This is a genomic window from Streptomyces sp. NPDC088915, assembly GCF_044749825.1.
Lineage (GTDB): Bacteria > Actinomycetota > Actinomycetes > Streptomycetales > Streptomycetaceae > Streptomyces.
This window is the reverse complement of sequence record NZ_JBIVIR010000019.1, coordinates 51803-64660: the sequence shown is the minus strand read 5'-3', so window position 1 is coordinate 64660 and position 12858 is coordinate 51803. Positions and strand designations below refer to the sequence as shown.

Genomic DNA, 12858 nt, shown 5'->3' with positions numbered 1-12858 from the left:
GGGTACGAGCCGCACCCGCCCGGCGGCAGCCGGAGATCACTCCTCCCGCAGCGGCACCGACACGTACGACGGGTCGGCGGCCGGGGAGGAGAAGGTCAGCTGCGCGCCGGTCGGGTTGTGCTCGATGTAGAGCGGGTCGACGGTGTCGACGACCAGCGCGAGCCGGTGCCCGGCGGGCACGTCGTACGCCGTGGAGAACAGCTCCAGGTCGACGCCGAACGGCTGTCCCGGGGTCTTCCCGTGGAAGGTGTACGGGGCGTTGGTCACCAGCTTGCCGACGCCGAGCGGGCCCACGTCGTAGAGGTACGCGACGAGGGTGCCGCTCTCCTTCGTGGAGGCGACCGTGGTGTGCACCTCCACCGTGCCGCGCACCCGCTGCGCGGTGTCGTACCGCTCGGACTGCCAGACGCCGGCGAAGGAGCGGGGGAGGAGGGGGACGGAGACGACGGGCGGGGTGCGGAGGAACTGGTCCAGGGCGTTGGTGAGCAGGGTGACCCCGCCGTTGGCGCCCGAGTCGACGTTCGCCCACACCCGCTGCGTACCGCCGAGGTCGAACTTCCTCTGGTTCGCGTTGACGGACTTCCAGTCCGGGTAGCCCTCGTAGCCGTTGTCCGAGCGGGACTTGAGCTGGACGGGCCGCTCGTGGTCGATGCCGTTGTCGGCGCCCTTGAGGTAGCGGTCGAACCAGCGCTGCGCGTTGGTCCAGGTGTCGTTGGGCAGTCCGAAGAGACCGGTCAGTTCGGCGGTGGCGTGGTCGCCGGGGCGGAACTCCAGGCGCTTGGGGCCGGTCAGCTTCTCGTAGAAGCTCGCGTACTGGTTGGGCGGGAAGATGGTGTCGCCCCAGGCGTTGCCGAGCATGATCGCGGCGCCGTTGGCGTTGATGCGGTCCAGGTACGTCACGGGGGAGCGCTTGGCGCCCCAGGCGATCATGTCCCCCTCCTTGGCCAGGTTGGAGGAGAGGAAGTCGCCCAGGACCTCCTTGAGTTCGGGTCCCGGGCGGCCGGTGAGGTACCCGGCGCCGCCGAGCAGGGCGGCGGCCTGGAGGTGCTGGGTCCGGCCGCTGTAGATGGACTCGATGAGGTCGGCCCAGCCGCTGAGCGCGGTGACGGCCTTGACCCTCGGGTCGTGCGCGGCGGCGAGCAGGCTGATTCCGGCGCCGTACGAGACGCCTCCCATGCCCACCCGGGCGGGGTCGGCCGGGGTGTGGGCGAGGGCCCAGTCGATCACCTTGGAGGCGTCGGCGACGTCCTTGGGGCCCGCGGTCTCGATCTCCCCGCCGGACTGCCAGAAGCCGCGCGAGTTGTAACTCACCACGACGTAACCGGAGTCGGCGAGCTTCTGGGCCGGGACGAGGTACTCGATCTGGGGCATGGCCCAGCTGGTGGGCAGCACGATCAGGGGGTGGCGGGCGCCGGGTGCGGACCCGGCGGGGGTGAGGACGTTCGCCTTGAGGACGGTGCCGCCCTCACCGGGGATGTCGACGAAGCGGATGCCGGCCGAGTCGGCGGCACCGGCCTCCGCGACCGGAGAGGCCGGAGAGGCCGGAGCCGCCTGGGCGGCGGGGGCGAGCCCGAGGGCCGTCCCGGCCACGAGCGCGGCCGAGACGGCGAGGACCAGGGATGTGCGCACGGGGCACTCCTCACTGGGGGCGCCGATGGGTGGTCGGCGATGGGGGGGCAGTGAAAGTGACCCGACGGTAACGGCGGAGACTTACCGGAGGTAACTCCTCGGTAAGTTACGTGGCGGTAACGATTGGCGCCCGGTCGGTGCCGTCGAGCAGGCCCACGGCCTCCGCGAAGTCCGCGCGGGCCTCCTCGTACCGCTCGGCCGCGACGAAGAACATCGCCCGGTCGGTCAGGGCCCGGGGGAGTTCCCGTGCCGAACGCCGGGCGAGCGCCACCTCCTCGTCGAAGAGCGGCCGGAGCGGCTCCTCGAACAGGTGGGTGCGGTCGGTCCACATCAGGGTGGACCGTACGGTCAGCCGGTGGTGCACGGTCGCGAGTTCGGTGAGCCGCCCCGCCGCCGAGAGGCGCGCGGCCTCGGCCTCCAGGGCGGGGATGCCGTCGAAGTAGGCCGTCCGTACGTCCCACGACCAGTGGAGGAGCGAGTTGCCGAACGCCGGCATCGGGGCGTCCGGGGACCCGTCCGGCTCCACCGCCCGGGCCGACAGGCCGTGCAGGACGTTCCACCAGGAGTGAAGCCCGTCCTGGCGTTCGGACGCGTCGGGATCGGCGAGCCGGGTGAGGACCGACAGGGCCTCCCACCGGTCCGCGCCGGCCTCCCCGTGCCGCCCGGCGGCGTCCAGCATCCGGGAGCGGTGTACGAGTTCCCACACCAGGAGGTTCTGTCTCCGCTCCTTCCTCGTGTCGTCCACGAGGTCGGTGAAGACCTCCACCGCCTCCTCCCGCCGGCCGGCCGCCTCCAGTTCCGCCGTCTTCTCGACCACGGACCAGAAGAAGAAGTCCCTGTGCGAGCGGTTGCCCTGCGGCAGGAGGTCCGCCGCCTCCCCGTGGCGCCCCTCCTCGGCCAGTACGACCGCCAGCCGGCCGCTTCCGTACGACGGGTGCTTCACCTGTCCCCGCTCGAAGCCGTCCCGCCCGACCGCGGCCATCTCCTCGTACGCGGCCCGCCCCTCGGCCCGCCGCCCCGACTGGATGAGCGCGTGTCCGTAGTGCTTCAGGGCGTCGGTGAGCACCTCCGTCCTCTTCGGGTGGTCGGCGTCGATGCGCCGGGCCGTGTCGAGGGCCTCCGCGCGCAGCGCCAGCCTCCGCTCCATGTCGTGCCCGTGGCTCGCCCCGGACCCGTACGAGAGCAGTGCTCCGACGAGCTTCGGCAGATAGGCCGCCGGGCTCACCTCCGCCAGGATTCGGTACGCCCCCAACTCCTCGGTCAGGCTGAGCCTGCCCGATCCGAGCAGCATCGTCCTCGCCCGCAGGACCGCGTCCTGATCGATGTTCTGACTGATGTTCCCGGAGTGATTCATGACGGCGATTCTGGAAGCCGGAGGAGGGACCGGACAAGGCTCGCGAACTGTGCGTTCGGTCCTACGAAAAACGCCTCTGACCTGTCATGATGGTGACGTCTTCACCTCGTCGGACCCCTGCCGGTCAGGCCGTCGCCGCCGGTTCGGCGGCGGAGGGCTCGGGAGCCGGGGGAGCCGTGCGGGCCGCGCGCGTCACGTCGGCCACCAGTTCGACCACGTCGGGGCCGTACGCCTCCGAGTTGACCACCTTCAGGAGCAGGACGAACGAGCCGTCGCGGTGACGCCGGCTCAGGGCCTCGTGGTGACGGGCCAGATAGCGGGTCGCGGCCTGGTTGGTGATCGCCCGCTGGCCGCAGAAGAGGAAGACCGGCCGGTGGTCCTCCCCGGCCGTGAGCCGGGCCAGGAGCACGTACTCCGACAGCCCCTTCTCCATGAGGTACCGCTCGCCGCCGATCGTGACCGAGCCCCGGAGCTCGGGCGGCTCGACCTCCACGTTCATCCGCACGCCCGGCAGCAGGGTGGTGAGGTGAGCGGCCATGCGCCTGTTCGAGTACGGGCCTCCCACGCAGAACTCCGTGCGGTCGCCGAAGCCCTGGTGGGCCCGGTCGTGCGGCAGGATGCGGGCCTGCGCGCCGCAGTCCTTGACGAGCGCGGAGAGTTCGAGCAGCGCGAAGACGTCGTAGCGGTGCACCACGTTGTCCCCGCCGGACTCCCTGTTGACCACGAGCAGGCACTCCGAGCCCCCGGGGAGCCCGAAGAACGCCTGCTTGCGGCGGAGTCTCCGCCGCCACCCGTACGTGCGGCCGAGCCAGCCGAGGGAGGCGCTGACACCGGTGGCGAGCACCCCGAGCACGATGTTGCGCACGTCTTCGTTCATGGGCGCGCATGCTAGCGGCCGTTCGGCCTGTCGTTCGAGGCGTTCCTGACGGGAGGGGGCGGAGGAAGTTACGCTGCGCGGACGGTTGTTGACTGGAGGTACGAATGCGTCGCTCCGCCGCTGGCAAGGTCTCCGTTCTCGCCGTCACGGCGACGGTCCTCTCGATGGGTGCCGCCGCTCCGCCGGCGGCGGTGGCGAAACCACCCCTCAAGGAGCCCGTCGCGACCGGATACGGCGGCGCCGTCGCCAGTGTCGACGCCGACGCCTCGGCCGCCGGGATCGAGGTGCTCCGCAAGGGCGGCAACGCGGTCGACGCCGCCGTCGCCGTCGCGGCCGCGCTCGGCGTCACCGAGCCCTACTCGGCCGGCATCGGGGGCGGCGGCTACTTCGTCTACTACGACGCGAAGAGCCGCTCCGTGCACACGATCGACGGTCGCGAGACCGCGCCCCGCTCCGCCGACGCGCACCTCTTCGTGGAGAACGGCGCCCCCATCCCGTTCGAGGAGGGCATGACCAGCGGCCGCGGCGTCGGCACCCCCGGCACCCCGGCGACCTGGGAGTCCGCCCTCGACGCCTGGGGCAGCAAGCGGCTCTCCGCCCTGCTCGAACCAGCCGAGCGGCTCGCCCGCGAGGGCTTCGCCGTCGACGAGACCTTCCGCTCCCAGACGGCCGCCAACGAGGCCCGCTTCCGTGACTTCCCGGCCACCTCGCGGCTCTTCCTGCCCGGCGGGCGACTGCCCGCGGTCGGCTCCCGCTTCAAGAACCCCGACCTCGCCCGTACGTACGAGAAGCTCGGCCGCGAGGGCGTCGGCGCGCTCTACGAGGGGCCGCTCGCCCGGGACATCGTCACCACCGTCCGCAAGCCCCCCGTCCGCCCCGGCGCCACCCGGAACGTCCGCTCCGGCGACCTGACGGAACGCGACCTGGCGTCGTACCGGACCGTGTTCCGCGCGCCGACGAAGGTCTCGTACCGGGGCCTCGACGTCTACGGCATGGCCCCCTCCTCCTCCGGCGGCACCGGCGTCGGCGAGGCGCTCAACATCCTGGAGGGCACCGATCTCTCCCGGGCCTCGCAGACCCGCTACCTGCACCGCTTCGTCGAGGCCAGCCGCATCGCCTTCGCCGACCGGGGCCGCTGGGTCGGGGACCCGGCCTTCGAGTCCGTGCCGACGCGCGGCCTGCTCTCCCAGCGGTTCGCGGACTCCCGCGCCTGCCTGATCCGCGACGACGCCGCCCTGACCAGCCCGCTCGCGCCCGGCGACCCCCGCGACCCGGCGCCGTGCGCCCCCGGCGGGACCGCCGCCCCGACCACGTACGAGGGCGAGAACACCACCCACCTGACGGTGGCCGACAAGTGGGGCAACGTCGTCGCGTACACCCTCACCATCGAGTCCACCGGCGGCAGCGGGATCACCGTGCCCGGCCGGGGCTTCCTACTCAACAACGAGCTGACCGACTTCTCCTTCGCCCCGGCGAACCCGGCGGTCCACGACCCGAACCTGCCCGGACCCGGCAAGCGGCCGCGCTCCTCGATCTCCCCGACGATCGTCCTCGACCGGCACGACAGGCCCGTCCTCGCGCTCGGCTCGCCGGGCGGCGCGACCATCATCACCACCGTCCTCCAGACCCTCACCGGGGTCGTCGACCGGCACCTGCCGCTCGTCGAGGCGATCGCCGCGCCGCGCGCCAGCCAGCGCAACCAGGCCACCACCGAACTCGAACCCGCCCTGTGGAACAGCCCCGTCCGCGCCGAACTGGAGGCGATCGGGCACGGCTTCCGACAGAACCCGGAGATCGGCGCCGCGACCGGCGTCCAGCGCCTGCCGGACGGCCGCTGGGTGGCCGCCGCGGAGAAGGTCCGCCGGGGCGGGGGGTCCGCGATGGTGGTGCGGCCGGCGGGGAGGTAGGCGGCTTTCTCGCGGGGCGATCCGGAGGCGCCTACAGCGCCGTCAGGATGCGCGGGCCGTCGTCCGTGATCGCCACCGTGTGCTCGGCGTGCGCGGCGCGCGAGCCGTCGACCGTGCGCATCGTCCAGCCGTCCCGCGCCGTGTAGTAGTCGTCCGTGCCGCCGCCGACGAGCATCGGCTCGATCGCGAGCGTCATCCCGTGGCGCAGCTTCATGCCCCGGCCCGGGCGTCCCTCGTTGGGGACGCCCGGGTCCTCATGCATGGTGCGGCCGATCCCGTGCCCGCCGAAGCCGTCCGGGATGCCGTACCCGGCGGCCCGGCAGACCCGGCCGATCGCGTGCGCGACGTCCCCGATCCGGTTGCCGACGACGGCCGCCGCGATGCCGGCCTCCAGGGCCTCCTCCGCCGTGGCGATCAGCCGGGCGTCCTCCGGCCGGGCCCGGCCGACCGTGAAGCTGACGGCCGAGTCGCCCGCCCAGCCGCCGAGCAGCGCCCCGCAGTCCGCGGACACCAGGTCGCCCGGCGCGAGCCGGGTGTCGTCCGGGACGCCGTGCACGATCGCGTCGTTCACCGAGACGCACACCACCGCAGGGAACGGCACCGGCGCCCACTCCGGGTGGTAGCCGAGGAAGGGCGAGTCGGCGCCCGCCTCGGCCAGCACCTCGCGCGCGACCCGGTCCAGCTCCGTCAGCCGGACGCCGGGCGCGGCCTTCTCCCGCACGGCCGCCAGGGCACGGGCCACCACCCGTCCGCTCTCGCGCATGGCCGCCAGGGACTCGTTCGTCTTGATCTCCACCATGCCAATTACTATACCGGTATTAGAATGGCGTCATGGTGCGCACACCCCTGACCCCCGAAGAGCGCGAGCGCGGCGAGCGCCTGGGCCTGCTCCTGCGCGAGGCGCGCGGCGAGCGGTCCATGGCCGAGATCGCGGCGGCCGCCGGCCTCTCCGCCGAGACCCTCCGCAAGATCGAGACCGGCCGGGCCCCGACCCCGGCCTTCTTCACCGTCGCGGCCCTCGCCGGAGTCCTCCGGCTCTCCATGGACGAACTGGTGACGCTCTGCGTCCCGGTCCCCGCCTGAGGGGGAGGGGTGCCCCCGGGCTTAGGCTCCGGGCATGATTCCCGAGGAGCTGCGGCGCGGCCGCTACGTCAGTCTGACCACCTTCCGCAGGAACGGCACGGGGGTCGCGACACCCGTCTGGTACGCGGTGGAGGGCTCCGAGCTGTACGCCTGGACCCGCACCGACTCCTGGAAGGTCAAGCGGCTGCGGAACGACCCCCGGGTCGTGGCCGCCGTCTGCGACGTGCGCGGCAACGTCCCCGAGGGGGCCGAGCGCGTGACCGGCGAGGCCCGCCTCGTGACGGGGGAGGAGCTGCGCCGCGTCCGGAAGCTGCTCCTGCGCAAGTACACCTGGCAGTTCTGGTTCCTCGACGTGCCGGCCACGCTCTTCCGGCTCGGCAAGCGGCCGCACACCGGGATCGTCGTGCGCTTTCCGTGAAGCCCGCGAGGGGGCGGGCACCCGCACGAAAACGGTCCGTAGTCGTCCCGTAACACGACTGCGGTCCAATACCCGCGGACCGTACGGTTCCAGTCGACTGCGGGGCAGGTGCGTGACGCATGACGGTGACTCGATACCCGGCGGAAGTGGCCGAGTTCACCCACTGGCTGACGGGTCTCGCGGCCCGTCTCCGGCCGGACGCCGGCTGGTACGGGGTCTTCGCCGCACGCGATCCGGAGGGCCTGCGCGCCTGCTTCGACGGTGTGGAACTCCTGCCCTGGGACGTCGTCTCGTCCCTGCTCCAGGACGCCGGAGAAGCCGCCGGCGGGCCCTTCGCCGCCCGGGGCCGCGCGCTGTACGTGGCGGCCGCGGGCGCCCACGACCGCGGGCCCGGCGCGGCGGCGCTCGCCGAACGCCGGGAGCTGATGGAGCGCAAACGCCGGTACGCCGATTCCCGCGCCCGCGAACTGGGCGAACGGCTCGGCGCGGTCCCGGCCCCCGGCCCCGAGGAGGCCGCCCGCCTGGAGCGCGACCTCGCCTGGGTCCGGGACGACCGGGCCAGGGCCGCCGCCCGGGTCGCGGAACTCACGGCCCGGCTGGCGGGGACGGGGGAGTGGGGGCGGGCCGCGACGGCTCCGGCCGCCGCTCCGGTGTCGGGTCAGGCGCCGTACCCGGCGGCGGCCGTGGCGCCCGCACCGACCGCGTCCTTCGCGCCTGACTCTCCGGCCGCGCGCGGTTCCTCGGCCGCCCCTGGCTCTCCGGCCGTGTCCGGTTCCTCGGCCGCGCCCGACTACCCGGCCGCGCCCGGCTCCTTGGCCATCCCTGGCTCTCCGGCCGTGCCCGGTTCCTCGGCCGTGTCCGGTTCCTCGGCCGTGTCCGGTTCCTCGGCCGCGCCCGACTACCCGGCCGCGCCCGACTCCTTGGCCGCCCCTGGCTCTCCGGCCGTGCCTGGTTCCTCGGCCGCCTCCGGCTCCCCGGCGGAGCCGGAGCACGTGGGGAAGGCCGCCGAGACCGCCAGGACCGCCAAGGCCAAGCGCCGACCCCGCGGCGCCCGGTACGCCTGGCTGGAGGAGGGCGACGAGGCGCAGGAGGCGGAGGCCGCACCCGCACCCGTACGCGCGTCCGTGCCCGTGCTCCCGGCCGGGGGCGCCGCACCCCGCGGCGCCCGCTTCGGCGGCGCCGCCGGGCCCGGGGCGCCGGGCGGGAGACCGGGCAGGGAGTCGGCCGGGAGGCGTGCCGGGGGCCCGGCGGAGGACCCCGCCGAGGCCGCCCGCGCCGCGGCGAACGCCGTCTACGCCCTCCGCAGGCTCCGCGCCCGGGGCCGCGGCGGCGAGGCCCACGCCCTGCTCTGCGAGGCGCTGGGCGGCCCGCCCGCCCGGCTGCCCGCCCTCGCCGACGAGCTGCACCGGGCCGGTCTCGGCGCCGACTGGTCCACCCTGCTCTGGGAGGCGGCCTCGCTGCCGCCCGACCGGCTCGCCGCCGTCGCCGGCGTCCTCGCGGACGCGGGCCGGGCGGCCGACTGCGAGCAGCTCCTCCGCCAGGGGGTGGCCCGCCCGGTCGAGGAGCTGGCCGGGGCCTGCGCCGCCCTGCGCGCCGAGGAGCACCACCGCGAGGCCCACGCCCTCCTGACCGCCTTCGTCCGCGTCCGCGCCCCCGAGGACGCGGCCCGTCTCGCGGGTGCGGATCCGCGCGGCCTCGTCCCCCAACTCCTCCACGCGGCCCGGGCGGTGTCCGCCGGCCGCGAGCGCGACCTCCTCCACGCCCTCCGCGTGGCGGGCCTGGCGACCGGATGACCGGGGGTCCGTGCCCGTACGGGTCGCGGGTCTTCCCCGTACGCGTCCCTCACGTGTCGGTACGTGTCCGATGTGGACCAGTCGGGTATGAAACATGATCGACCCGGTCGGTTCCCGGCGGCGGTCTTGCTCCGGGATGTGACGGGGCTTACGTTCTCCTCCTACGCATCGCGTCTACGTGCGTAGAGGCTCTCTGACGCCGTGCCGAAGGAGCAGCTCATGTCCGACGTCGTACGCGCCGCGCTCGTCCAGGCGACCTGGACCGGCGACACCGAATCCATGATCGCCAAACACGAGGAGCACGCCCGGGAGGCCGCCCGGCAGGGCGCCAAGGTGATCGGCTTCCAGGAGGTGTTCAACGCCCCCTACTTCTGCCAGGTGCAGGAGGCCGAGCACTACCGCTGGGCCGAGCCCGTCCCCGACGGCCCGACCGTCAGCCGGATGCGGGACCTCGCCCGCGAGACCGGGATGGTGATCGTGGTCCCCGTCTTCGAGGTCGAGGGCGAGGGCTTCTACTACAACACCGCCGCCGTGATCGACGCCGACGGCAGCTACCTCGGCAAGTACCGCAAGCACCACATCCCCCAGGTCGAGGGCTTCTGGGAGAAGTACTACTTCCGCCCGGGAAACGTCGGCTGGCCGGTCTTCGACACCGCCGTCGGCAAGGTCGGCGTCTACATCTGCTACGACCGCCACTTCCCGGAGGGCTGGCGCGAACTCGGACTCAACGGAGCCCAGTTGGTCTACAACCCGTCCGCCACCCACCGCGGCCTCTCCGCCCACCTCTGGCAGCTGGAGCAGCCGGCCGCCGCCGTCGCCAACGAGTACTTCGTCGCCGCCATCAACCGCGTCGGCGTCGAGGAGTACGGCGACAACGACTTCTACGGCACGAGCTACTTCGTCGACCCGCGCGGCCGCTTCGTCGGCGACGTCGCCTCCGACAAGACCGAGGAACTCGTCGTCCGCGACCTCGACTTCGGCCTCATCGAGCAGGTCCGGCAGCAGTGGGCCTTCTACCGGGACCGCCGCCCCGACGCCTACGACGGGCTGGTGAAGCCGTGAACGACCTCTACGACCGGCACAAGGCCGTCATCCCCGACTGGGTCGCCCTCTACTACCGCGACCCCCTCGAGATCACCCACGGCGAGGGCCGCCACGTCTGGGACGCCGAGGGCCGCAGGTACCTCGACTTCTTCGGCGGCATCCTCACCACCATGACCGCCCACGCCCTGCCCGAGGTCACCAAGGCCGTCGCCGAGCAGGCCGGGCGGATCATCCACTCCTCGACGCTCTACCTCAACCGGCCCATGGTGGAGCTGGCCGAACGGATCGCCGGGCTCTCCGGCATCCCCGACGCCCGCGTCTTCTTCACCACCTCCGGCACCGAGGCCAACGACACCGCGCTCCTCCTGGCCACCGCGTACCGCGGCTCGAACCAGATCCTGGCGATGCGCAACAGCTACCACGGCCGCTCCTTCTCCACCGTCGGCATCACCGGCAACCGCGCCTGGTCGCCCACCGGCCTCTCCCCGCTCCAGACGCTCTACGTGCACGGCGGCGTCCGCACCCGCGGCCCCTACGCCGAGTACAACGACGAGCGGTTCGTCGAGGCCTGCGTCGCCGACCTCGAAGACCTCCTCGGGCACACCCGGAACGCCGCCGCCCTCATCGCGGAGCCCATCCAGGGCGTCGGCGGCTTCACCTCCCCGCCCGACGGCCTGTACGCCGCCTTCCGCCGCGTCCTGGACCGGCACGGCATCCTGTGGATCGCGGACGAGGTGCAGACCGGCTGGGGCCGCACCGGCGAGCACTTCTGGGGCTGGCAGGCCCACGGCCAGGCCGGGCCGCCCGACATCCTCACCTTCGCCAAGGGCATCGGCAACGGCATGTCGATCGGCGGGGTCGTCGCCCGCGCCGAGGTCATGAACTGCCTCGACGCCAACTCCATCTCCACCTTCGGCGGTTCGCCCGTCACCATGGCCGCCGGGCTCGCCAACCTCTCGTACCTCCTGGAGCACGACCTCCAGGGCAACGCGCGCCGGGTCGGCGGCCTCCTCATCGAGCGCGTCCGGGCCGCCTGCGCGGGAATCCCCGCCGTACGGGAGGTGCGCGGCCGGGGGCTCATGATCGGCATCGAACTCACCGAGCCCGGCACCGACCGCGCCGACCCCGACGCGGCCGCCGCCGTCCTGGAGGCCGCCCGCGAGAACGGCCTGCTCATCGGCAAGGGCGGCGGACACGACACCAGCACCCTGCGCATCGCCCCGCCGCTCTCCCTCACCGTCTCCGAGGCAGAGGAGGGCGCCGCGCTCCTCGAAGCGGCCCTCCGGTCCCTGTAGTCCCGCCGGCCGCCCCGCAGTCCCGCCCCAGAGACAGGGAGAGTCCCGTGAGCACCCGTACCCTCATCCGGGGCGGCCTGGTCGTCACCGCCGCCGACGAGGTCCACGCCGACGTGCTGATCGAGGACGGCCGCGTGGCCGCCCTCGCGGCCCACGGCTCGGACGCGGCGGCCGGCTGGACCGCCGACCGGACCGTCGACGCCACCGACCGCTACGTCATCCCGGGCGGCGTCGACGTCCACACCCACATGGAACTGCCCTTCGGCGGCACCTCCGCCTCCGACACCTTCGAGACCGGCACCCGCGCCGCCGCCTGGGGCGGCACCACCACCGTCGTCGACTTCGCCGTCCAGACCGTGGGCCGCACCCTGCGCGAGGGGCTCGACACCTGGTACGCCAAGGCCGACGGCGTCTGCGCGATCGACTACGCGTTCCACATGATCCTGTCCGACGTCAACGCGCACACGCTCAAGGAGATGGACAAGCTGGTCCAGGAGGGGATCTCCTCCTTCAAGCTCTTCATGGCGTACCCCGGCGTCTTCTACAGCGACGACGGGCAGATCCTGCGCGCCATGCAGCGCTCCGCCGAGAACGGCGGGCTGATCATGACGCACGCCGAGAACGGCATCGCCATCGACGTCCTCGTCGAACAGGCCCTGGCCCGGGGCGAGACCGATCCCCGGTACCACGGCGAGGTCCGCAAGGCCCTCCTGGAGGCGGAGGCCACCCACCGGGCGATCCAGCTCGCCCGGGTGGCCGGCGCCCCGCTCTACGTCGTGCACGTGTCGGCCCAGGAGGCGGTGGCGGAGCTGGCGGCGGCCCGGGACATGGGGCTGCCGGTCTTCGGCGAGACCTGCCCCCAGTACCTCTTCCTGTCCACCGACAACCTCGCGGAGCCGGGCTTCGAGGGCGCCAAGTACGTGTGCAGCACGCCCCTGCGGCCGAAGGAGCACCAGGCGGCGCTGTGGCGGGGCCTGCGCACCAACGACCTCCAGGTGGTCTCCACCGACCACTGCCCCTTCTGCTTCACCGGCCAGAAGGACCTCGGCCGGGGCGACTTCTCCAAGATCCCCAACGGGCTGCCGGGGGTGGAGAACCGCATGGACCTGCTCCACCAGGCCGTCGTCGACGGGCACATCTCCCGGCGCCGCTGGATCGAGATCGCCTGCGCGACACCGGCGAGGATGTTCGGCCTCTACCCGCAGAAGGGCACGCTCGCGCCCGGCGCGGACGCCGACGTCGTCGTCTACGACCCGCACGCCACGCAGACCCTCTCGGCCGGGACCCACCACATGAACGTCGACTACTCGGCGTACGAGGGGAGGACCGTCACCGGGCAGGTCGAGACGGTCCTCTCGCGGGGCGAGGTCGTCATCGACCAGCGGAAGTACGTCGGCCGCGCCGGGCACGGGGTCTTCACCCCCCGCTCCACCTGCCAATACCTGAACTAGGAGACCG

11 protein-coding genes are annotated in these 12858 nt (G+C 73.2%); 7 read left to right on the top strand and 4 right to left on the bottom strand.

Features of this window, described 5'->3' with window-relative positions; genetic code table 11:
• Positions 1-36: 36 nt before the first annotated feature.
• The 3 genes from ACIP5O_RS30195 to ACIP5O_RS30185 form a co-directional block, all read right to left on the bottom strand.
• Positions 37-1629, bottom strand: a complete 1593-nt coding sequence (locus ACIP5O_RS30195; protein ID WP_401298854.1) for an alpha/beta fold hydrolase — start codon at positions 1627-1629, stop codon at positions 37-39.
• Positions 1630-1735: 106 nt separating this feature from the next.
• Positions 1736-2983 carry a hypothetical protein gene (locus ACIP5O_RS30190; protein WP_401298851.1) on the bottom strand — a complete coding sequence of 416 codons (1248 nt, stop codon included), beginning with the start codon at positions 2981-2983 and terminating at the stop codon, positions 1736-1738.
• A gap of 124 nt (positions 2984-3107) precedes the next feature.
• Positions 3108-3860 carry a hypothetical protein gene (locus tag ACIP5O_RS30185; RefSeq protein WP_401298848.1) on the bottom strand — a complete coding sequence of 251 codons (753 nt, stop codon included), beginning with the start codon at positions 3858-3860 and terminating at the stop codon, positions 3108-3110.
• 104 nt (positions 3861-3964) lie between these two features.
• On the opposite strand from ACIP5O_RS30185, the gene ggt reads away from it, so the two are divergent.
• Complete coding sequence (gene ggt, locus ACIP5O_RS30180; RefSeq protein WP_401298845.1) at positions 3965-5767, top strand: gamma-glutamyltransferase; 1803 nt, start codon at positions 3965-3967, stop codon at positions 5765-5767.
• Positions 5768-5798: 31 nt separating this feature from the next.
• On the opposite strand, the gene map is transcribed toward ggt, so the two are convergent.
• Complete coding sequence (gene map / locus ACIP5O_RS30175; protein WP_401298842.1) at positions 5799-6566, bottom strand: type I methionyl aminopeptidase; 768 nt, start codon at positions 6564-6566, stop codon at positions 5799-5801.
• A 32-nt stretch (positions 6567-6598) separates the two neighbouring features.
• On the opposite strand from map, the gene ACIP5O_RS30170 reads away from it, so the two are divergent.
• The 6 genes from ACIP5O_RS30170 (at position 6599) to hydA (ending at position 12851) form a co-directional block, all read left to right on the top strand.
• Positions 6599-6850 carry a helix-turn-helix transcriptional regulator gene (locus ACIP5O_RS30170; protein WP_356548838.1) on the top strand — a complete coding sequence of 84 codons (252 nt, stop codon included), beginning with the start codon at positions 6599-6601 and terminating at the stop codon, positions 6848-6850.
• A gap of 34 nt (positions 6851-6884) precedes the next feature.
• Entirely contained in the window at positions 6885-7268 is a 384-nt protein-coding gene (locus ACIP5O_RS30165) for a PPOX class F420-dependent oxidoreductase (protein ID WP_401298838.1), read from the top strand.
• Between the two features lie 119 nt (positions 7269-7387).
• On the top strand, positions 7388-9061 hold the full coding sequence (locus tag ACIP5O_RS30160; RefSeq protein ID WP_401298835.1) for a UL36 very large tegument protein: 1674 nt from the start codon (positions 7388-7390) through the stop codon (positions 9059-9061).
• Between the two features lie 219 nt (positions 9062-9280).
• Positions 9281-10123, top strand: coding sequence for a nitrilase-related carbon-nitrogen hydrolase (locus tag ACIP5O_RS30155; RefSeq protein ID WP_356548841.1), 843 nt, complete (start codon positions 9281-9283; stop codon positions 10121-10123).
• Positions 10120-11400, top strand: coding sequence for an aspartate aminotransferase family protein (locus tag ACIP5O_RS30150; RefSeq protein ID WP_401298831.1), 1281 nt, complete (start codon positions 10120-10122; stop codon positions 11398-11400). Before ACIP5O_RS30155 ends, ACIP5O_RS30150 begins: the two co-directional genes overlap by 4 nt.
• Before the next feature lie 47 nt (positions 11401-11447).
• Positions 11448-12851, top strand: a complete 1404-nt coding sequence (gene hydA, locus ACIP5O_RS30145) for a dihydropyrimidinase (RefSeq protein ID WP_401298829.1) — start codon at positions 11448-11450, stop codon at positions 12849-12851.
• Positions 12852-12858 lie beyond the last annotated feature (7 nt).